The sequence below is a fragment of the Promicromonospora sp. NPDC019610 genome (genome assembly GCF_044389365.1).
GTDB lineage: Bacteria > Actinomycetota > Actinomycetes > Actinomycetales > Cellulomonadaceae > Promicromonospora.
In genome coordinates, this window is sequence record NZ_JBIRXX010000002.1 from 599,974 (window position 1) to 618,857 (window position 18,884).

Sequence of the window (18,884 nt, forward strand, 5' to 3'; positions counted from 1 at the left end):
CACGCCGATCCCTAGGCTGGAGCCGTGGTCACCTTCCGGCGCTCCATCTGGCACGAGCCGCGGCCTGCTGATGCCCGACCCATCGGTCGGCTCGACTGGCTGCTGGCGGGCGCGTTCGCGGCCGCCGTCCTGGTCGAGGGCATCGTTCGGCCGGACCTGGCCTGGCGGCCCCTCGTGACGGTGCTCGCCCTGGCGCTGGTGCCCGCCTTGCTCGTTCGGCGGGAACGCCCCCTCATGGCCGTTCTGGTCGGGTGGGGCGTCGCCGGGCTGCTCTCGGTCCTCCAGGTGGCTGCGCACGCCGGGGACCTCGGCCTCAACTCCATGATCGCCGTCCTGATCCTGCTCTACTCCCTGGTGCGATGGGGCTCAGGACGGGAGATCGTCCTGGGGACGGCGTTCGTGACGGTCGCCGTCGTGCTCGGGATGTATGCATCATCCACGAGCTGGACCGACGTCTTCGGCGGGAGCGTCCTCCTGCTGCTCGTCGTCGCCCTCGCGGTGGTGTTCCGCTACCGCTCGGACCTCTGGCACCGGCGACAGCGCGAGATCCGCAACCAGGAGCGGGTGGCGCTGGCGCGCGAGCTGCACGACACCGTGGCCCACCATGTCTCGGCCATCGCGGTGCAGGCCCAGGCCGGTGGCGTGGTCGCCGGCGTCCAGCCGGAGAAGGCCGCCGAGGTCCTGGCCGCGATCGAGTCCGAGGCGTCGCGAACCCTGGAGGAGATGAGATCCATGGTGCGGGTGCTGCGTGAGGAAGAAGCCGTCGCCTACGCACCGCAGCCGGGTGTCGCGGACCTGCCTGCTCTGGCGCGCGCCGACGCGACGCCCACCGTCGAGGTCTCGCTGAACGGGCCGTTGACCCGGCTGGCACCGTCCGTGGACGCCGCGCTCTACCGGCTCGCGCAGGAGTCGCTGACCAACGCCGTACGGCACGCCCGGAGCGCGACCCGCGTCAGGATCGACGTACGCCGCGAGGGCGACGCCGTCAGGCTGCGGGTCAGCGACGACGGACAGACTGTGCCGGGGCCGGCCCCGGAGCCCGGGTTCGGCCTGCTGGGCATGGCCGAGCGCGCCCAGCTCCTCGGCGGAAGGCTCTCCGCGGGGCCCGGGCCCGAGGGTGGCTGGGTGGTCGAGGCCGTGCTGCCGGTGGAGGCGCAGGCATGAGCATCCGCGTCGTCGTGGCCGACGACCAGGACCTGGTCCGGACCGGGCTGGTGATGATCCTCGGCGCGCAACCCGACCTCGAGGTCGTGGGGGAGGCCGCGGACGGGCTCGCAGCGCTCGACCTCGCGACCCGGCTGCGTCCCGATGTCCTCCTCGTCGACATCCGGATGCCCGGGCTCGACGGCGTCGAGGTGACGCGCCGCCTGGCCGGGCCAGACGTGGCGGACCCGATGGCGGTCGTCGTGATCACCACCTTCGACCTCGACGAGTACGTCCTCGGAGCCCTCCGCGCGGGCGCTCGCGGCTTCCTGCTCAAGGACGCCGGGCCGGCGCTCCTCGTGCAGGCCATCCACGCGGCGGCCGACGGGGACGCGCTGATCGCCCCCAACGTCACCCGCCGGCTGCTGGCGACCTTCGCCGACCAGGCGCCGGTGGTACCGGCCCAGCCGATCGACCCGCTCACCGCGCGCGAGGAGGAGGTGCTCGCGCTGGTGGCACGCGGCCGGACCAACGCCGAGATCGCCACCGCGCTCTTCGTCGGCCTGAGCACGGTCAAGTCCCACGTCGCGTCGTTGATGACCAAGCTCGGCGCCCGCAACCGCGTCGAGATCGCGATGTGGGCCTACGACACCCGGCGCGTGCGAGCCAACCAGTGGTGACAGGTCGCAGCGTCGGGCCGCGGGGTTTGGTGGCCCTACGCTGCGGCCAGGGCGTCGATCGTGGAGGCGAGCGGGCCGGCCGGCTGCCGGCCCGCTGCTCGTCAGTCGCGTGTCAGCGACTCCCATTTCGTCATCCGCGCCCGCAGGTCGATCAGCTCGCCGTTGGCCGAGAACGTGCCGTCGCCGCGGTGGTGGATCTCAGCGCCGGACGGAACCGTCGGATCGATCCAGGCCTTCCCGACCCGCAACAGCCACAGGTCGTGGTCGCCCACGAGACGGTCGTCGACGACGGTGCACTCGACGTTGGCGAAGCATTCCGCGATGAGCGGGGCCCGCACGGTCTCCGCGGGTTCCGGCGTCAGGCCGAACCGCTCCCACTTGTCGACGTGGGCGCCCGACACGTTGCCGATGTCGACGACCGTCTCCAGGATGTCGCGGCCGGGGATCCCGATCACACACTCCCCGGTCTCGCGAAGTGCCTCGTACGAGTGATCCCACGGCCCCACCACGAGGGCTAGCGTCGCCGAGTGCCGCACCGGCATGTTGAACCCGTTGGTCATGAGGTTCGCGCGCTGCCCGTCCGAGGTGGAGACGAGCACCACGGGGCCGGGCTCGAACAGGCGGTGCACCTTGTCCAGCGGGTAGGGGGTGAACCGGTCAGACATGATGGTGCCTCAGATGATCTGCTGCGTCGGCAGGATCGTGATCTCGGTGAGGTTCACGTGCTTCGGCAGGCCCGCGAGGAACGCGACGGTCTCGGCGACGTCCTCGGACTGCAGCACGTCGATCTGCTCGATCAGGTCGGCCATGAGGCCGCTGGCGTCCGGGTCGGTCACGTGGTCGGGCAGCTCGGTGTCGACCATGCCCGGCTCGACGGTCGAGACACGGATGTTCTTGCGGCCGAGCTCCGTGCGCAGCAGGCGGGTGATGTGGCTGACGTAGGCCTTGGTGCCCGAGTAGACCTGGAACTTCTCCAGGATCCGGGTCGCCGCGATGGACGAGGTGGTCACCAGGTCCGCCGTCCGACCGGCCGCGGCGGCGGCCTCCAGGCCGGGAAGGAAGGCCTGGATCGTGTGCATGACGCCCTTGATGTTGAGGTCGATCTGGGCGTCCCAGTCCTCGACCTTCAGGTCGCTGATCGAGGAGATGAGCTGGACGCCGGCGTTCGCGAACAGGAGGTCCGCCTCGCCGAGCTCGGTCCGGACGCGGTCCGCGGCAGCCAGTACCTGTGCGCGGTCGGTGACGTCTGTCGGCACCGCGATCGCCGTGCCGCCCTTCTCCTGGATCCGTTCCACGACGGCGTCGAGGCGGTCGCTCCGGCGGGCGAGGAGCGCGCCCTTGGCGCCGAGTGCTGCGAAGGTCTCCGCGGTGGCCTCGCCGATGCCGCTGGATGCGCCCGTCACGACCGCCACGCGTCCGTCGAGGGCTCCGGGGATGATGATTCCGGTCATGGTGATGACTCCTTGTCTGGTGTGCTTCGCCCCCGCGTTCCGGGGGTACAACTTCCGGGGGCACAACCAGACTCACGTGCGCGGGTCGGGTGAACCAGGCTGCCGGTTACCTAGCAGTGGGACGACCAGGATGCTGGGCCGGGCTCGTCCGCGAGCCTGCTACGGGGGTCGGTCAGCCAGGTGATCGAGGAGAGGCAGGAGGAGCGAGGCTGGTCGTCGAGGGGTCGCGACGCGCAGCGTGAGACCGTCGTGTCGGACCGTCCGGCGGTCGAAGGTCAGGTCGCCGAGGTCGGGGTGCCGCACCGCATAGGTGTCCAGGAGGCGTTGCCGTACCCGGAGCCCGCCCCACAGCGCCTCGAACCGGGGGCTGTGCTCGCGCAGGCGGTCGGCGGTCGCCTGCGCCGCCTCCCGGGTGTGCTCCACCTCGGAGGCGTCCAGCAGGGCCGCGACCACGTCGTGCTCCTCGTGGCGGCGGTCGAGGAAGAAGGAGGCGGCTGCCGGATCGCTGAACACCATCGTGCCGAGATCGGAGCGGTCGGCGAAGGGGAGGTGCAGCGTACGCCACCGCCGGTTCGCGTCCACGACGAACAGCCCGCCGTCGAGCACGACGGCGGGCTCGTGCTCCGGGAGCGGCAGGGCCGGTCGGGCGTTAGGGGCATGCACACACGGCACGCTAGCCACACCGTGCCGGACGAGCCTGGCCCTGTTCCTCCCTGCCGCGCAGCGGCTGCTCAGCCGGTGACCAGGTCGTCCCGGGAGGTCGCGGGCAGCTGGGACAGCTCCTGGAACGCCCGCTCGCTCGGACTGGCCGGTTCGGCGCCGTAGACGACGAGCTGGTGTCCGGGCATGGCGGAGACCTCGAAGGCGTCGAAGTCGATCACGAACTCTCCGACGTCGGGATGCCGCAGCGTCTTCTGGTCGTGGGTCTTGGGCACCACCTCGTGCGCCGCCCACAGCTGCGCGAAGAACTCGCTGCCCGCGGTGAGCCGGTCCAGGAGCTCCTTGCGGCGAGCTGTGCCGGCGTACAGGCCCGAGGTGGCGCGCAGGTTGGCCACGCACCCGGTCGCCGCGCGTTCCCAGTCCACGTAGAAGGTGCGGCCCTCGGGGTCGAGAAAGACCATCTCGACCAGGTTCCGAGTCGGGGAGAAGGGCCGGAACAGGTTGGTCGCGAGCCGGTTCATCGCCACGATGTCGAGCAGCGGGTCGAGCACGAAGCACGCCGCTCCGGGCCAGCGCTCCATCAGGCGAGCCAGGGTGGCGTCCACCGACGCCGACGCCGACGCCGGCGACTCGGCGAGGTCGGGTACCCAGGCGATCCGGGCGAGCCCGTAGGCATAGCGCCGTTCGTCGACGGTCAGATCCAGGGAGTGGGCGAGGGCGTCGAGCACCTGCGCCGACGGGTTGGTCTCGCGCCCCTGCTCCAGCCGGGTGTAGTAGTCCACGCTCACCCCGGCGAGCAGTGCCACCTCGTCGCGGCGCAGGCCGGGGACACGCCGTCGTCCCGAGGACGGGAAGGGGAGTGCCTCGACGGAGGCGACCGCCCGCTTGGCCCGGAGGAGATCGCCCAGCTCGCTCATGTTCGCTCCCATCGGACGGGCGACGGTCGCGGCGTTCGGGGTGAACCTCCGCAAGGAGGGTGTCGCACGGTGGTACGTGATGCACCTCCGATCGTAACGGGCTGTGTTCGCCGCGCTGCTACGGCAGGGGCACCGTGACAGAGTCATCCGGTCCGTCGCACAGCCTGGCTGTGCGACTGCCAGGAGAACGGCGACCTGGTTCGGCGCCGGGCCGGCCGTCGAGCATGGGGGCATTCCACCTGACCGGAAGGAAGCCCCCATGAACTCCCTGCCCGCCGACACCGACTCGAACCACGTCCTGCGCAGCGCCACGGACGCCCGCCGTCGCATCCTGGTGAGCAACCCATGACCAAGAAAGCAGCCGAACAGTTCGTCGTGACGGGCGCGACCGTCATGAGGACGCCGAGCACACCGGCCCGTGACAACCTGTACGTGTCGGAGGGCCTCCTGGAGGCCGGTCCCTTCGACGACACGACCGAGGTTGTCGAGGTCAGGGGTGCGTACGCGGTCCCGCTCATGGTGGACAGCGCCGTGGCACGACGGCCCCCCACGCAACGGCATGCCTACGACCTGATCCCCGGTAACCCTGCCACGTTCGCGCTCGTACGCCGCGGCGTCGCGGAGTCGCAGATCCGCCACATGCTCGTGGTCCACCCGGCGGACCTGGCCGCGGTCTATGTGTCCGGGCACCTCGAAGCGTGCGACGGCCGGCCGACCCGTCCCGCGGGCGTGGATCTGGCCGACCCGCTGGTGCGCGAGACCTGGGTCGGGACCTGGGTGGACCCGGCCCGGGGCCTGGAACAGCACCTGATGCCCGATGGACGCTACGCGGAGACCAGGAACGGGCGCGCAGATGCCTACACGGGCCGGTACTGGGTTCGGGACAGTCGGATCACCTACCTCGACGACTCCGGTTTCTGGGCCTTCGGCGAACTCCTGGACGACACTCTGCATCACGCCGGGTTCGTGATGAACCGGCGCTGAGGGCGACCGGCCGAGCGGTGTCGGAGCGGACGCACGTGTTGGCCGGGGTCGAGCTCCTCAGGTCGGCGTCGACCCGGGCGTCATGGCGAGGCCGCGCACGGCGCGTGCGACGGCGGGGCGCAGATCAAGGGTGGGGTCGACGGTGAGCCGGTGCAGGAGCAGCCCCTCGCCGAGCGCCATGAGGGCCCGGGTCGCCGGCACGGGGTCGGCGATGCCGGCATCGGTCACGATCTGTTCGGTCCACCGTTCGAACTCGCGGCGCTGCCGACGCAGCGGCTCGCTCAGCTCGGGATCGCCGGCGAGGTCGAGGAAGAGGGCGTACCGCGCGCGGGTGCGGGCGGCGAACGGGCCGGTCTGTCGTTCGAGCAGGGCGCACAAGCCCTCGATCAGCCCGTCGGGTCCCGTGACCTCAGCCGGCGCGGCCGGGTCGAAGTCCGCGCGCTCGTGCTCGGCGATCCAGTCGACCACCCCACCGAGCAGCGCCCGGCGGGTGCGGAACCAGTTCGAGGTCGACCCCGGGGGGAGGCCCGCCCGGGTGTCGACCCGGGCATGGCTGAGCGCACGCAGGCCCTCGGCGCCGAGCAGCTCCACGGCTGCCTCGAGGGCGCGCTCCCGGGTCGCCGCGGGCATGGACACTCCTTGTCGAGAGTTCTACTATGAACATAGTAGTGCACCGCCCGAAAGGTCTCGTCATGTCCGCGTCCGAGCCTCGCCCCAGTCCTTCCGTCGCCGCCTCGGGGTGGTCACCGCCCCTGCCGAAGGCTCCCGGCTTCGACCATCTCGTCGTCGATACGCCCGGCCTGCGCTCTCATGTCGCCGCCATCGGCGAGGGCGAGCCGGTGGTGCTGCTGCACGGCTTCCCCCAGCACTGGTGGCAGTGGCACGCCGTGGCCCCGGTCCTCGCCGCGCGCGGCTACCGCGTCCTGTGCCCCGACCTGCGCGGAGCCGGCTGGACCGTTGCCGACGACCCCCGGGTCGAACGCGAGACCCGGCTACGTGACCTGCTGACCCTGTTCGACGCCCTGCACATCGAGCGGGCCCACCTCGTCTCGCACGACATGGGCGCCATCACCGCCATGCAGCTGAGCTACGACCACCCCGACCGCGTCCGGACCGCGGTCGAGCTCGCCGTCCCACCCGGCTTCATGACGTTCAGCCCGAAGGTCCTCCCCGGCTTCCGGCACCTGCCCCCGTTCATCTGGCACCGCCCCGGCGCTTCGCTGCGCGCCCTCTTCTCCGCGGCGTACGTCGCCCGCCCGATGTCGGAGGCAACCGTCGAGGCCCACCTCGCCCCGATGCGCCGGCCTGAAATCGACGGCGCGGTGCGCCCCCTCACCCGCGGCATGATCCTGCCCGAGGCCATGCGCCTGATGCGCGGCGTCTACCGCCGCCGACGGCTCACGGTGCCGACGCTCTTCGTGTTCGGCCGCAGCGACCGTCCCTGGACCGAGGAGGTCATGGGGCGCGTCTGCCGCCGTCCGGAGCGGTATGCGGACCGTGCCGAGTTCGCCTACGTCGACGACGCGGCGCACTTCATCACCGACGACGCCCCGGCTGCGGTCGCCGGCCTCGCGCTCGACTGGTTCGACAAGGCCGCGTGACGGGACGGCGCCCGTCGTGCGGCCGTGCGCGCCGCCCACCTCGGGCCGACACCCGGGCGGGTGAGCTGCGCGGGCGTGGTCCGGGCAGGGCCCCGGACCACGCCCGCTCGATGGTGGTCAGGACTCGGTGGTGGTCAGGACTCGATGCTGGTCAGGACTCGATGGACTGTCGGTCCCCGGAGCCCTGGCCGATGGATGTCGTACCGCCGGTGTGAGCGACCTCGATCCTCCGCGGCTTGGCTTCCTCGCTGACGGGGATGGTCAGCGACAGGACGCCGTCGGTGTACGAGGCGGAGATCTGGTCGAGCGCGAGCCCGCGGCCCACCGTGAGCTGGCGGGCGAACGTGCCCGTGGGGCGCTCCCGGACCAGCCACTGCGCGTCGTCGCCCGAACGCTGCGTGCGTTCGGCGCGGACCGTCAGGGTGCGGTCCTCGACGGAGACGTCGATGGTGCCGGGGTCGACTCCCGGTAGGTCCATGGACAGCACGTAGTGGTCGCCGGTGCGGAACAGGTCCATCGGCAGGGTGCCGGACTGCCGTGCGTTGCTCGCGAACGAGCTGAACAGCCGGTCCATCTCCTGGAACGGGTCCCAATAGGTAGCCATTGCGCATCACCTCCCATGCTGATGCGGTCCTGGCCCCTCCAGGACCGCGGCGCTCGACGGCGGTGGGCGCCGCCGTCCGGCTACATCTCCTTTTTTAGCACTCTCGACGTGCGAGTGCCAAGAGCGCGTTCGGCTCGCGCACGACAGGGCTGCGCCACGGGCAACCGACCGGGCCGACGGGTGCGGTTGTCAGGCTGATCCGGAACCGGCTGGGCCGAGCTTCGTCGTCGCGACGGCGCCGAGCGCCGTGAAGTAGGCGTCGAGCAGGGGCCGCAGCTTCGAGTCGGGTGTGCGGGCCCACTCCTGCCAGGCGAGGTCTGCGGCGGCGATCGCGGCGGCCGCGAGGGCGTGCGCGGCGCGGTCGTCGGCGACGCGCCCTCGCAGCACGTCGGCGACCGCCGACTGCTCGGTGCGCCGTTGGGAGGCCAGGTGCGCCTTGAGCGCGGGGACATCGGTGATCATGCGGATCCGTGCCCGCAGTGCGTCCCCGCGCGTGTCGGCCATGTCGATCATCGACTCGGCCGCCCTGCGGATGATGGTCCACACGGTGGTGCCGGGCTCGGCCGCGTCGGCGCTCTCGGCGATGCGCCGCGCGAAGGCGCCGCGTGCGGCGGCACCGCGTGCGGCGGAGACCACCGCGTCCTCCTTCGACGCGAAGTAGCGGAAGAAGGTCGCGCGCGAGACGCCGATGCCGTGTGCGATCTCGTTGGCCGTGACCTCGTCGAAGCCGTGCTCGGCGCAGAACGTGGCGGCGGCGTCCGCGAACTCGGCGCGCAGGATCTCGCGGCTGCGATCGCGCACTTCATTGACCATGACCCAAAGTCTACAGGGTGATACGTTATCTGCGACATGAGACAGCGTCTCGCATCCGCGAGACACGACCGGAAGAGACGAACGACCGATGACCCAGACACCGACCCGGGACATCCCCCTTGCCTCCGCCGACGGCGGGACGCGTGGAGTCGGAGGTGATAGCGCTCGTCGGCGCGGCTCGCGGGCGATCCTCGCCGTGCTCGCTTTCGCAGGCCTGGGAGCGTCGTTCATGCAGACGATCCTTGTTCCGATCCAGGGCGAGCTGCCGGAGCTCCTGAACACCACCCGGGACAACACCGCGTGGGCGATCACCGCGACCCTGGTGGCGGCCGCCGTCTGCACGCCCGTGGCGGGACGGCTCGGCGACATGTTCGGCAAGCGTCGTGTCGCCATGGCGCTCCTGCTGCTGCAGGCGGTCGGTGCGGTCCTCGCCGCGCTCTCGAACGACGTGGTGACCCTGGTCGTCGCGCGGGCGCTGCAGGGCATGGCGGCCGGCGTCATCCCGTTGGGCATCGCGATCCTGCGCGACGTGCTGCCGCCGCGGAGGCTTGGTTCGGGTATCGCTCTCGTCAGTGCGACGCTCGGGGTCGGCGGTGCGCTCGGCCTGCCGCTGAGCGCGGTCGTGGCGGAGCACCTGGACTGGCACGCCCTGTTCTGGGTGGCGGCCGTGATCGCTCTGCTCGCCTTCGTGGGCTACGCGGTCTTCGTGCCGTCCAGCGCGCTGCGGACGCCGGGGCGCGTCGACTTCGTCGGTGTCGTCGGGCTGTCGCTCGGGCTGGTCGGCGTGCTCGTCGCCGTGTCGCGCGGCGGTGAGTGGGGCTGGGGGGATGCGCGGACCTTGACCCTTCTGGCCGGCGGCGTGGTCGTGCTGTCGATCTGGGGCGTGATCGAGCTGCGCGTGCAGGATCCGCTCGTCGACCTGCGGGTCAGTGCGCGCCGGCCGGTGCTGCTCACGAACCTGGCCTCGGTCGCGATGGGCTTCGCGCTCTTCGCGTCGAGCGTGGTCCTTCCGCAGCTGCTCGTGCTGCCGCGGGCGACCGGCATCGGGCTGGGGCTGACGCTCACGGTCGCGGCGCTCGTCCTCGCGCCCTCGGGGCTGGCGATGATGGCGATGTCTCCCGTCGCCGGCAAGGTCGAGCAGCGCTGGGGTGCGAAGGTGCTGCTCATCATCGGTGCCGCGGTGCTCGCCCTTGCCTACGGGCTCGCGCTGGTCTTCCACGCCGAGGCGTGGCAGATCCTCGTCGTCAACGTCGTGCTCGGCGTGGGCGTCGGCCTCGGCTACGCGGCGATGCCCGCGCTCATCATGCAGGCGGTGCCGGGGCGCGAGACGGGCGCCGCGAACGGGCTCAACGCGCTCATGCGCTCGCTCGGCACGAGCATCGCCTCGGCGGTCGCCGGCGCAGTCCTGGCCCTGTCCGTCACGACGGCAGGCGGCGTGGCCGGGCCGAGCGAGGGCGGTTTTCTGCTCACGCTCACGCTCGGGCTGGGCGCGGCGGTCGTCTGCGTGGTCGTCGCCACGTTCATCCCTCGCCCGCAGGCGGATCAGGCGGATCAGTAGGAGCCGGGAGCGGCCCGGCAGCCGGCTCCCGGGGTGGCGCAGGGAGCGACTGGTCGCTCAGCGCTCAGCCGGGCGCCGGCTCGCCGGTGCCGTAGCGGGCCAGGAAGGTGGCGACCGCCTCGTGGGCGACGGCGTCCAGCTCCTCGGCCGGGTAGCGTGCCGCGCCGCCGGTCAGGGTGAGGCGGTTCAGCGGCGCCGCCAGGGTGAGCCAGGTGAGCTGCTCGGCGGCCACCTCCGGGTGGTCCACCCGCAGCAGGCCGCGGCCGGCCAGGTGTCGCAGGGCGTCGGCCAGGAGCGCCTGGTTGTGGTCCCAGCTGCGGCTGACGTAGTCGGCGGCCACGTCGGGGAACCGCTCGGCCTCGGCCGCGATCAGGGTCCGCATCTGGAGCACCGGGGCGCTCAGCACGCCGTGGTGCAGCGTCCGGCAGAGCTCCAGCAGCCCCTGGCCGACGTCGTCGGTCGCCATCAGCTTCCGGAGGTGCGGAGCCATGGCGTCGCGGCCCTGATCGACCCAGTCCCGCACGACGGCCGCGTACAGGATCTCCTTGGACGGGTACTGCCGGTAGAGGGTCTGCTTCGAGATCCGGGCCTGCGCGGCGACGGCGTCCATCGTCGCGCCGGCGTACCGGCGCGCGAGCAGGACGTCGCGTGCGACGGCAAGGAGGTCGGTGCCCCGGCTGCCACCGGGCCGACCGCGGCGCTGGGTCGAGGACGGGCTGGTCACGAGAAAATAGTACTGGACAGTACCCGGTGCGTCCGCTTACAGTACTAGGCAGTACTAAAAGGAGGATCGTCATGATCGTGTGGGGTGTCGTTGTCGCCGCCGTGGCGGCGTTCGTGCTCAGTTCCGTCTACTACGTCGTCGTCTCGCCGCTCGAGCGGCGAGCGCTCGGCGACCGGGTGCTCGACCGGGGCCGCCCCGGCCCGTGGCGGGTGGTCACCGAGCTCGTGCGGACGGCGGTGGTCGGGGCCGGGTTCGCCTGGGTCGCCGCGCAGGCCGGCCTGCTGGCGCTGCCGTCGTCACTTCTGCTCGCGCTCGTGCTGTGGGCGGCGTTCCCCGTGGTGCTGCTCACCGGGTCGATCATCTGGGAGCGCGTGCCGTGGCAGACCGCGGCCATCCACGCGGGGGACTGGCTCCTCAAGCTCCTGCTCGTGGCGTTCGTCATCGGGCTCGTCCACTGATCCGAAGGGAGATCCGATCATGTCCGCAGTCAGCAGTGGTCCGCTGGACCGCACCTTCACCGCGGTGCTGCTCCGGAGCGAGGCGAAGGGCGGCTGGACCTACCTGAAGCTGGACGGCTCCGCCGAGTACTTCGGCACCCGCGGCCTGGTCAAGGTCCGGGGCACCATCGACGGCGTCGAGTTCACCAGCTCCTTCATGGCGCTCGGCGACGGGACCCACAAGCTTCCCGTGGCCGCCGGGCTCCGCCGCCAGATCAGCAAGGAGGCCGGCGACACGGTCACCGTGCGCCTGCTGGAGCGCCTGGGCTGATCGGCGTCCGCAGTGCCCTCGCTCACCGGTGGTGATCCGTCGAGCGCGCGCGTCGCGGCTGGACCGGACGCCGGGCGGCGCGCTCGAGAATGCGAGTGCGTGTCGCGCGACCTAGCGTCGACTGCGCCCGGCCACGATCGGTCCCGGACCGGGCCATGACGAGAACGGGGAGCACACGATGTCGGTCTACACCCTGCCTGACCTGCCCTACGACTACGCCGCGCTCGAACCGCACATCAGCGGCCGGATCATGGAGCTGCACCACGACAAGCACCACGCCACGTACGTGGCCGGAGCCAACGCCGCGCTCGACGCCCTGGCCCAGGCCCGCGAGTCCGGCGACCTGGCCGCGGTGAACCTGCACGAGAAGAACCTCGCGTTCAACCTGGGCGGCCACACCAACCACACCGTCTTCTGGAACAACCTCTCGCCCGACGGCGGCGGCGAGCCGGACGGCGAGCTCGCCGCGGCGATCACCGACCAGTTCGGCAGCTTCGCGGCGTTCCAGGCACACTTCACCGCCGTCGCGACGGGCATCCAGGGCTCGGGCTGGGCGGTGCTCGGCTGGGACAGCATCGGCGGGCGGCTGCTGGTGTTCCAGCTCTTCGACCAGCAGGCGAACGTACCGCTGGGCATCACCCCGCTGCTCATGCTCGACATGTGGGAGCACGCCTTCTACCTGGACTACCTCAACGTCAAGGCCGACTACGTCGCGGCGTTCTGGAACCTGGCCAACTGGGCCGACGTCGGCACGCGCCTCGACAAGGCGCGAGCGACGACCGGGGGCCTGATCGTCGCCGCGTGACCCGGCACGATCGGGCGAGGCCGCACCCGTCCGCCGCCGGCGGACGTCGCCGGGCGGGTCGCGGCGGTCGGTGCGACGCCGACCCCGGGCTCTTCGGCCGCCCGGTGGTGGTGGACCACGCGATCTACGGCGGGGAGCCGGGCCTCGCACCGGCCCACGATGGCGAGCTGAGCCGGGACGGGTGACGCTCGAGGTCCAGACCAGCAGCGCAGCGGGACCCGACTCCGAGAGGACCATGACATGCGAGCACTCACGTGGCAGGGCAAGGAGAAGGTCAGCGTCGAGGACGTGCCGGACCCCCGGATCGAGGAGGCGAACGACGCGATCATCAGGGTGACCTCCACGGCGATCTGCGGGTCGGACCTGCACCTGTACGGCGTCCTGGGTGCGTTCCTCGACGCGGGGGACGTGCTGGGGCACGAGACCATGGGCGTGGTCGAGGAGGTCGGGACCGAGGCCGGCGACCTGAGGGTGGGCGACCGGGTGGTGGTCCCGTTCGGCATCGCGTGCGGCCGGTGCTGGATGTGCGAGCGCGGCCTGCAGTCCCAGTGCGAGACCACCCAGGTCACCAGCCAGAGGAGCGGCGCCGCGCTGTTCGGGTACACCAAGCTGTACGGGCAGGTCCCGGGCGGGCAGGCGGAGTACCTGCGCGTGCCGCAGGCGCACTACGGTCCGGTCGTCGTGCCCGACGACGGCGAGCCCGACGAGCGGTACCTGTACCTCTCCGACGTGCTGCCCACGGCCTGGCAGGCGGTCGAGTACGCGCAGGTGCCGCAGGGTGGTTCCGTCGTCGTGCTGGGCCTGGGCCCGATCGGCCAGATGGCGGCCCGGATCGCCGCGCACCGCGGCGCGGGCCTCGTCGTCGGCGTCGACCTGGTGCCGGAGCGGCTGGCGATGGCGGCCCGGCACGGCGTCAGCGTGCTCGACCAGAGGCGGGCCGACGTCGCCGAGGCGGTCCGCGACCTCACCGGGGGACGCGGCCCCGACGCGGTGATCGACGCCGTGGGCATGGAGGCGCACGGCTCACCCGTCGCCGAGGCGATGCAGAAGGCGGCCGGCGTGCTGCCCGACGTCGTCGGGCGGCCCCTGGTCGAGCACGCGGGCACCGACCGCCTCGCCGCGCTGCTGGCCGCCGTCGAGCTCGTGCGGCGCGGCGGGGTGCTGTCCCTCGCCGGCGTCTACGGCGGGGCCAAGGACCCGCTGCCCATGCTCACGCTCTTCGACAAGCAGGTCACGATCCGGCAGGGGCAGGCGAACGTCCGTCGCTGGATCGACGACCTGATGCCGCTCGTCCAGGACCCCGGCGACCCGCTCGGCGTGCTGGACCTGCGCACACACCGCTGGCCGCTCGGCCGGGCGCCCGAGGCGTACGAGATGTTCCAGCGCAAGGAGGACGGCTGCGTCAAGGTGGTCCTCGACCCCGCGGCATGACGTTGGCGCGGCAACGCGGCCCGGAGACGCCGCCGCTCAGGTCCCGGACCGTGGCGTACCTGCACGGGCAGTGGGCGCGTCACCCCCGCTGGGCGGTCGCCGTCAAGGGCGCCACCGCCGCCGCGCTGGCCTGGTTCGTCGCCCTGCTCGCCCCCGCGCCGTTCGCCGAGTACCCCTACTACGCGCCCCTGGGCGCGGTCGTCGCGGTCTCGGGCACGGCGGTCCGGTCCGCCCGGGAGTCCGCGCAGGCGGTCGGAGCGGTGCTGCTGGGCGCCGTGATCGCCCGCGCCGTGGACACCGCCGTCGGCTCCAGCGTGCTGTCGGTCGCACTCGTCGTGGCCGTCGCCCTGCTGTGCGCCGGCTGGCGGGTGTTCGGCGACATGGGTACGTGGGTGGCCACGTCGGCGCTGTTCGTGCTGGTCCTCGGCGGCCCCCACCCGCTGGAGTTCATCGGCGTGTTCTCCGGCCTGCTCGTCGTGGGCGCCGCGATCGGCGTGGCGATCAACCTGCTCCTCCCGCCGCTGCCGCTCACCCCGTCCGAGCTCGCGCTGGACCGGCTGCGCGACGTCCTGGTCGACCAGCTCGAGCTCCTGGCCGAGCGCCTGGAGCGCCAGGGGCCGCTCCTGGCGGAGGAGTGGCAGCGCCGCCGGCACGAGCTGACCCCGACCACGGACCGGACGCGGCACGTCCTCGCGGGGACACGTGAGTCGACCCGGGTCAACCGGCGCGCACGACGCTACGACGAGCGGACGACGGCGCAGGCGCGGCGTGCCCAGGAGCTCGGCGTCGCCGCCGACGTCGTGGACGAGATCGTGCGACTCCTCGCGGAGTGGGAGCACACCGGCCAGGCACACGTGGCGCTCGGTCCGCACCTGCGGCCCGCGCTGGCCGGGGCGCTGCGGGCCTATGCCGCCGCGCTGCGCTCCGACCGGGGCGTGGGCGCCTCGGGCGAGGCGGTGGCGGCGTTGCGCCGCTCCGTCGACGAGCTGGCCGACGCCGTGCGTGCGACCAGGCGCTCGTCCGGACAGGACCACTTCGTCGCCGGGACGCTCGTGGTCACGCTGTGGCGCGCGATCGCCTCGATGCGAGTGAACCCCGCCGGCTCCATGCTGGACGTTCCGCCCGACCTTGACAGGGAGTGAGACATGTCCGACCAGACGACCCCGCAGGACCCCACCACCCAGCACCCCCGGCCGGAGCTGCCCGCGGACGACCTGCGGCCGCCGGGCCGCACGGAGGACATGTCGCAGCAGCCCGACCACGGGGAGTCGTCGTACCGGGGATCCGGCCGGCTGGACGGCAGGCGGGCGCTGATCACGGGCGGCGACTCCGGCATCGGCCGGGCGGTCGCGATCGCGTTCGCCCGCGAGGGCGCCGACGTCGCCATCTCCTACCTGCCGGAGGAGGAGCCGGACGCGCGGACGACGGCGCACTGGGTCGAGGACGCCGGACGCACGGCGGTGCTCCTTCCGGGTGACATCCGCGACGAGGAGTTCTGCCGCCGGCTCGTCGCCGACGCCGTGGACGGGCTCGGGGGCCTCGACGTCCTCGTGAACAACGCCGCGTACCAGATGTCCCAGGACAAGGGTCTGCGCGGTATCACGACGGACCAGCTCGACCGGGTGCTGAAGACCAACGTCTATGCCCTGTTCTGGATCACCCGGGCGGCGCTGGACCACCTGCCGCGCGGCGCGGCGATCATCAACACGACGTCCGTCCAGGCGTTCGAGCCCAGCCCCCAGCTCCTGGACTACGCCACGACGAAGGCGGCGATCCTCAACTTCACCAAGGGCCTGGCGCAGCAGCTCGCCCCGGAGGGCATCCGCGTCAACGCGGTCGCGCCGGGTCCGATCTGGACGCCCCTGATCCCCGCCACCATGCCGGACGAGAAGGTCGAACAGTTCGGCGGCGACACGCCGCTGGGCCGACCCGGACAGCCCGCCGAGCTGGCGCCCGCCTATGTGTTCTTCGCCTCCCAGGAGTCGAGCTACATCACCGGCGACCGCATCGGCGTGACGGGCGGCCGGCCGCTGTGAGCCCGGCTGCCCTGTCCCCGGCCGCGACGGCCCGAGAGCTGAGGTGAGGTCCTCCGTGCGATCCTCCTGGTACTCCGACGCGGTCGTCTACCAGCTCGACCCGCGCCTCTTCGCCGACTCGAACGACGACGGCTGGGGAGACCTGCGCGGCATCACCGAGCGGCTGCACTACCTGCGCGGCCTCGGCGCCACGTGTGTGTGGATGCTGCCGTTCTACACGTCGCCGTTCCGGGACGGGGGCTACGACGTCAGCGACCATCTCGCCGTCGACCCCCGCCTGGGCGACCTGGCCGACATGGCGCACCTGCTCGAGGCCGCCGAGGATCTCGGGCTGCACGTGCTCGTCGAGCTGGTCACGCAGCACACGTCGGACCAGCACCAGTGGTTTCAGGAGGCGAGGCGGGACCGGAGCTCGCCGTACCGCGACTACTACGTCTGGGCCGACGAGCCGAACGACGACATCCAGCCGATGTTCCCCGACGTCGAGCCCCGGACGTGGACGTGGGACGACGAGGCCCAGCAGTTCTACCGGCACGCCTTCTACGCGCACGAGCCGGACCTCGCGCTCGACAACCCGCGGGTGCGCGACGAGCTTTACCGCATCGTGGCCTTCTGGCTGCGGATGGGGGTCTCCGGCTTCCGCGTGGACGCCGTGCCCATGATGCTCGAACGAGCCCGGGCCGCCCGGCCGGACACGGACGGGCAGTGGCTCGTGCGAGACCTGCGAGCCGCGGTGTCCGGGCAGCGTACGGGGGCCGTGCTGCTCGGCGAGGTGGACGTCGCGCCCGACGAGTACGCCCACTACTTCGGGGCCGACGGCCAGGGCATGACCATGCTGCTCGACTTCTGGCTCAACAACCACCTCTTCCTCGCCCTGGCCCGCAAGCGGGCCGCGCCGCTGGAGCGGGCACTGCGCAACCAGCCCGCGGCCCCGGACGGCGCGACCTATGCGCACTGGCTGCGGAACAACGACGAGCTGAACCTCGTCCGGCTCTCGGCGGACGAGCGGGCGGAGGTGCTGGACGCCTTCGCCCCGGAGAGCTCGATGCGGGTGTACGACCGTGGCATCCGGCGCCGCCTGGCTCCCATGCTCGACGGCGACCCGCGCCGCATCGCCGTCGCGCACGCGGTGACGCTGTCGCTGCCCGGGCCGCCGGTGCTGCGCTACGGAGACGAGATCGGGATGGGCGACGACCTCGACCGGCCGGAGCGCGAGGCCGTGCGCACACCGATGCAGTGGTCGACGACGCCGTCGGCGGGCTTCTCGAACGCCTCACCGGACCGGTTCCAGGCCCCGGTGGTCACCGGGCCCTACGGTCCCGAGCACGTGAGCGTGGACGAGCAGAACGTGCGCGACGGCTCCCTGCTGCACCGGGTCGGCGCCCTCGTGCGGGCCCGGCTGGGGCTGAGCGAGCTCGGCCGGGCCCGCCCGGAGCCGTGGGACCTGGACGTGCCGTCCGTGCTGGCGCTGCGGTACCAGGTCGAGGAGTCGAGCGTGCTCCTGGTGGCCAACCTCGCGGACGAGGACGTGGTGGCCCGCCTCCCCGCTGGCGAGATCGCGGCCCTCGAGGCGGGGCAGGCGCGCTACGTGGACGTGCACGTGGACCAGGACTACGCCGCCGTCGAGGCCGACGGGCGCATCCCGGTCGCCGGGTACGGGTACCGGTGGCTGCGCCGCACGATCGACGGCGACGCGGTCGGCAGCTCGGTGACCGCGACCGAGGAGGACGCATGACGGTCGTCGGCTTCCACGTCTCGCACGAGCAGCTGCACCCGTCCGAGGGGCTGCGCGTGGCCCGGCTGGCGCAGGACGCCGGCTTCGAGGCCGCGATGTGCTCCGACCACCTCGCGCCGTGGAGCGAGCGGCAGGGCGAGTCCGGGCTGTCGTGGTCCTGGCTCGGCGCCGCGCTCGCCACGACCGGGCTGTCCTTCGGCACGGTGTGCGCGCCGGGCCAGCGCTACCACCCCGTGATCGTGGCGCAGGGCATCGCCACCCTCGGGGCGATGTTCCCCGGCCGGTTCTGGGTGGCGCTCGGTTCGGGGGAGTACCTCAACGAGCACGTCACGGGGGAGCCGTGGCCGCCGAAGGCCGAGCGCGACGCGCGGCTCGCGGAGTGCGTCGAGGTGATCCGGGCCCTGCTGCGCGGCGAGGAGGTCGACCACGTCGGCCGGATCGTGGCGCACCAGGCCCGGCTGTGGACGCTGCCGGACGTCATGCCCGCCCTGGTGCTTCCCGCCCTGACCCCCGAGACGGCGGGCCGGCACGCGGCGTGGGCGGACGGCCTGATCACCGTGAACCAGCCGGTGGACCGCCTCCGCCGCGTCATCGGGGCCTACCGCGAGGCCGGAGGCGCGGGCGACGTCGCCGTCCAGGTGCACCTCTCGTGGGCGCCGACGCCGGAGGAGGCCGAGGCGGTGGCGCTCGACCAGTGGCGGACGATCACCGGAGGGCCCCGGATCGCCGCGGACACGCCCACGACCGCCGCTTTCGACGCGCTCGGCCGCGACGTCGGCGTCGGCGACGTGCGCCGCGCCGTCCTGGTCTCGGCGGACCTCGGCGAGCTCACCGCACGCATCGCGGAGCTGCGCGACGCCGGCGTCGAGCGCCTCTACCTGCACCATGTCGGACAGCGGCAGGACGCGTTCGTCGAGGCGTTCGGCGAGCACGTCCTGCCCGCGCTCCGCTGACCCGCGCAGCACGGGCGTGGC

Annotated in this window: 22 protein-coding genes; 14 read left to right on the forward strand and 8 right to left on the reverse strand. The window is 72.5% G+C overall.

Annotation, left to right across the window (positions count from 1 at the left end; all coding sequences use genetic code 11):
- Positions 1-24: 24 nt before the first annotated feature.
- Both ACH45N_RS14225 and ACH45N_RS14230 read left to right on the forward strand, forming a co-directional pair.
- Positions 25-1,164 (forward strand): sensor histidine kinase, encoded by a 1,140-nt coding sequence (locus ACH45N_RS14225; RefSeq protein ID WP_397394867.1) that lies wholly within the window; start codon positions 25-27, stop codon positions 1,162-1,164.
- The gene (locus tag ACH45N_RS14230) at positions 1,161-1,823 is read left to right on the forward strand and encodes a response regulator (RefSeq protein ID WP_397394869.1); all 663 of its coding nucleotides are present in this window, start codon (positions 1,161-1,163) and stop codon (positions 1,821-1,823) included. Before ACH45N_RS14225 ends, ACH45N_RS14230 begins: the two co-directional genes overlap by 4 nt.
- Positions 1,824-1,924: 101 nt before the next feature.
- Here the strand turns inward: ACH45N_RS14230 and ACH45N_RS14235 are convergent, their stop codons facing one another.
- The 4 genes from ACH45N_RS14235 to ACH45N_RS14250 all read right to left on the reverse strand — a co-directional run bounded on the left by ACH45N_RS14235 (position 1,925) and on the right by ACH45N_RS14250 (position 4,851).
- Positions 1,925-2,488, reverse strand: a complete 564-nt coding sequence (locus ACH45N_RS14235) for a flavin reductase family protein (protein ID WP_397394871.1) — start codon at positions 2,486-2,488, stop codon at positions 1,925-1,927.
- 9 nt (positions 2,489-2,497) lie between these two features.
- Complete coding sequence (locus tag ACH45N_RS14240; protein WP_397394873.1) at positions 2,498-3,274, reverse strand: SDR family oxidoreductase; 777 nt, start codon at positions 3,272-3,274, stop codon at positions 2,498-2,500.
- Between the two features lie 159 nt (positions 3,275-3,433).
- The gene (locus tag ACH45N_RS14245; RefSeq protein ID WP_397394875.1) at positions 3,434-3,937 is read right to left on the reverse strand and encodes a hypothetical protein; all 504 of its coding nucleotides are present in this window, start codon (positions 3,935-3,937) and stop codon (positions 3,434-3,436) included.
- A gap of 68 nt (positions 3,938-4,005) precedes the next feature.
- Positions 4,006-4,851 (reverse strand): helix-turn-helix domain-containing protein, encoded by an 846-nt coding sequence (locus ACH45N_RS14250; RefSeq protein WP_397394877.1) that lies wholly within the window; start codon positions 4,849-4,851, stop codon positions 4,006-4,008.
- Positions 4,852-5,196: 345 nt separating this feature from the next.
- On the opposite strand from ACH45N_RS14250, the gene ACH45N_RS14255 reads away from it, so the two are divergent.
- Positions 5,197-5,835 (forward strand): Atu4866 domain-containing protein, encoded by a 639-nt coding sequence (locus ACH45N_RS14255; RefSeq protein ID WP_397394879.1) that lies wholly within the window; start codon positions 5,197-5,199, stop codon positions 5,833-5,835.
- Positions 5,836-5,892: 57 nt separating this feature from the next.
- Here the strand turns inward: ACH45N_RS14255 and ACH45N_RS14260 are convergent, their stop codons facing one another.
- Entirely contained in the window at positions 5,893-6,465 is a 573-nt protein-coding gene (locus ACH45N_RS14260; RefSeq protein WP_397394881.1) for a TetR/AcrR family transcriptional regulator, read from the reverse strand.
- Positions 6,466-6,527: 62 nt separating this feature from the next.
- Between ACH45N_RS14260 and ACH45N_RS14265 the strand changes: the two genes are divergently transcribed.
- On the forward strand, positions 6,528-7,436 hold the full coding sequence (locus ACH45N_RS14265) for an alpha/beta fold hydrolase (RefSeq protein WP_397394883.1): 909 nt from the start codon (positions 6,528-6,530) through the stop codon (positions 7,434-7,436).
- 151 nt (positions 7,437-7,587) lie between these two features.
- Here the strand turns inward: ACH45N_RS14265 and ACH45N_RS14270 are convergent, their stop codons facing one another.
- Together ACH45N_RS14270 and ACH45N_RS14275 are read right to left on the reverse strand one after the other, a co-directional pair.
- Positions 7,588-8,040, reverse strand: a complete 453-nt coding sequence (locus ACH45N_RS14270; protein WP_397394885.1) for an Hsp20/alpha crystallin family protein — start codon at positions 8,038-8,040, stop codon at positions 7,588-7,590.
- Between the two features lie 189 nt (positions 8,041-8,229).
- The gene (locus tag ACH45N_RS14275) at positions 8,230-8,853 is read right to left on the reverse strand and encodes a TetR family transcriptional regulator (RefSeq protein WP_397394887.1); all 624 of its coding nucleotides are present in this window, start codon (positions 8,851-8,853) and stop codon (positions 8,230-8,232) included.
- An 88-nt stretch (positions 8,854-8,941) separates the two neighbouring features.
- Between ACH45N_RS14275 and ACH45N_RS14280 the strand changes: the two genes are divergently transcribed.
- Complete coding sequence (locus tag ACH45N_RS14280; RefSeq protein WP_397394889.1) at positions 8,942-10,411, forward strand: MFS transporter; 1,470 nt, start codon at positions 8,942-8,944, stop codon at positions 10,409-10,411.
- Between the two features lie 64 nt (positions 10,412-10,475).
- Here the strand turns inward: ACH45N_RS14280 and ACH45N_RS14285 are convergent, their stop codons facing one another.
- Positions 10,476-11,135, reverse strand: coding sequence for a TetR/AcrR family transcriptional regulator (locus ACH45N_RS14285; RefSeq protein ID WP_397394890.1), 660 nt, complete (start codon positions 11,133-11,135; stop codon positions 10,476-10,478).
- 71 nt (positions 11,136-11,206) lie between these two features.
- Between ACH45N_RS14285 and ACH45N_RS14290 the strand changes: the two genes are divergently transcribed.
- From ACH45N_RS14290 to ACH45N_RS14330, 9 genes are all read left to right on the forward strand, one after another.
- Positions 11,207-11,593 carry a DUF1761 domain-containing protein gene (locus tag ACH45N_RS14290; RefSeq protein WP_397394892.1) on the forward strand — a complete coding sequence of 129 codons (387 nt, stop codon included), beginning with the start codon at positions 11,207-11,209 and terminating at the stop codon, positions 11,591-11,593.
- Positions 11,594-11,612: 19 nt separating this feature from the next.
- Entirely contained in the window at positions 11,613-11,903 is a 291-nt protein-coding gene (locus tag ACH45N_RS14295) for a DUF1905 domain-containing protein (protein ID WP_397394894.1), read from the forward strand.
- Between the two features lie 178 nt (positions 11,904-12,081).
- A complete protein-coding gene (locus ACH45N_RS14300; RefSeq protein ID WP_397394896.1) occupies positions 12,082-12,708 on the forward strand; it encodes a superoxide dismutase in 627 nt (208 codons plus the stop codon).
- A complete protein-coding gene (locus ACH45N_RS14305; protein ID WP_397394898.1) occupies positions 12,705-12,893 on the forward strand; it encodes a hypothetical protein in 189 nt (62 codons plus the stop codon). The genes ACH45N_RS14300 and ACH45N_RS14305 overlap by 4 nt, the downstream gene beginning before the upstream one ends.
- A gap of 55 nt (positions 12,894-12,948) precedes the next feature.
- Positions 12,949-14,139 carry an alcohol dehydrogenase catalytic domain-containing protein gene (locus tag ACH45N_RS14310; RefSeq protein ID WP_397394900.1) on the forward strand — a complete coding sequence of 397 codons (1,191 nt, stop codon included), beginning with the start codon at positions 12,949-12,951 and terminating at the stop codon, positions 14,137-14,139.
- A 50-nt stretch (positions 14,140-14,189) separates the two neighbouring features.
- Complete coding sequence (locus ACH45N_RS14315; RefSeq protein WP_397394902.1) at positions 14,190-15,281, forward strand: aromatic acid exporter family protein; 1,092 nt, start codon at positions 14,190-14,192, stop codon at positions 15,279-15,281.
- A 3-nt stretch (positions 15,282-15,284) separates the two neighbouring features.
- Positions 15,285-16,175: an SDR family oxidoreductase gene (locus ACH45N_RS14320; RefSeq protein WP_397394904.1), complete on the forward strand. Its 891-nt coding sequence runs from the start codon at positions 15,285-15,287 to the stop codon at positions 16,173-16,175.
- A 55-nt stretch (positions 16,176-16,230) separates the two neighbouring features.
- The gene (locus tag ACH45N_RS14325; RefSeq protein WP_397394907.1) at positions 16,231-17,910 is read left to right on the forward strand and encodes an alpha-amylase family protein; all 1,680 of its coding nucleotides are present in this window, start codon (positions 16,231-16,233) and stop codon (positions 17,908-17,910) included.
- The gene (locus ACH45N_RS14330) at positions 17,907-18,863 is read left to right on the forward strand and encodes a TIGR03885 family FMN-dependent LLM class oxidoreductase (RefSeq protein WP_397394909.1); all 957 of its coding nucleotides are present in this window, start codon (positions 17,907-17,909) and stop codon (positions 18,861-18,863) included. The genes ACH45N_RS14325 and ACH45N_RS14330 overlap by 4 nt, the downstream gene beginning before the upstream one ends.
- Positions 18,864-18,884: the final 21 nt, after the last annotated feature.

Bases quoted from the DNA above. Each gene is read 5' to 3' on its own strand.
- ACH45N_RS14230 (WP_397394869.1), top strand. From the start codon at position 1,161: ATGAGCATCCGCGTCGTCGTGGCCGACGACCAGGACCTGGTCCGGACC.
- ACH45N_RS14235 (WP_397394871.1), bottom strand. From the start codon at position 2,488: ATGTCTGACCGGTTCACCCCCTACCCGCTGGACAAGGTGCACCGCCTG.
- ACH45N_RS14240 (WP_397394873.1), bottom strand. From the start codon at position 3,274: ATGACCGGAATCATCATCCCCGGAGCCCTCGACGGACGCGTGGCGGTC.
- ACH45N_RS14250 (WP_397394877.1), bottom strand. From the start codon at position 4,851: ATGAGCGAGCTGGGCGATCTCCTCCGGGCCAAGCGGGCGGTCGCCTCC.
- ACH45N_RS14255 (WP_397394879.1), top strand. From the start codon at position 5,197: ATGACCAAGAAAGCAGCCGAACAGTTCGTCGTGACGGGCGCGACCGTC.
- ACH45N_RS14260 (WP_397394881.1), bottom strand. From the start codon at position 6,465: ATGCCCGCGGCGACCCGGGAGCGCGCCCTCGAGGCAGCCGTGGAGCTG.
- ACH45N_RS14265 (WP_397394883.1), top strand. From the start codon at position 6,528: ATGTCCGCGTCCGAGCCTCGCCCCAGTCCTTCCGTCGCCGCCTCGGGG.
- ACH45N_RS14270 (WP_397394885.1), bottom strand. From the start codon at position 8,040: ATGGCTACCTATTGGGACCCGTTCCAGGAGATGGACCGGCTGTTCAGC.
- ACH45N_RS14275 (WP_397394887.1), bottom strand. From the start codon at position 8,853: ATGGTCAATGAAGTGCGCGATCGCAGCCGCGAGATCCTGCGCGCCGAG.
- ACH45N_RS14280 (WP_397394889.1), top strand. From the start codon at position 8,942: ATGACCCAGACACCGACCCGGGACATCCCCCTTGCCTCCGCCGACGGC.
- ACH45N_RS14290 (WP_397394892.1), top strand. From the start codon at position 11,207: ATGATCGTGTGGGGTGTCGTTGTCGCCGCCGTGGCGGCGTTCGTGCTC.
- ACH45N_RS14295 (WP_397394894.1), top strand. From the start codon at position 11,613: ATGTCCGCAGTCAGCAGTGGTCCGCTGGACCGCACCTTCACCGCGGTG.
- ACH45N_RS14300 (WP_397394896.1), top strand. From the start codon at position 12,082: ATGTCGGTCTACACCCTGCCTGACCTGCCCTACGACTACGCCGCGCTC.
- ACH45N_RS14310 (WP_397394900.1), top strand. From the start codon at position 12,949: ATGCGAGCACTCACGTGGCAGGGCAAGGAGAAGGTCAGCGTCGAGGAC.
- ACH45N_RS14320 (WP_397394904.1), top strand. From the start codon at position 15,285: ATGTCCGACCAGACGACCCCGCAGGACCCCACCACCCAGCACCCCCGG.
- ACH45N_RS14330 (WP_397394909.1), top strand. From the start codon at position 17,907: ATGACGGTCGTCGGCTTCCACGTCTCGCACGAGCAGCTGCACCCGTCC.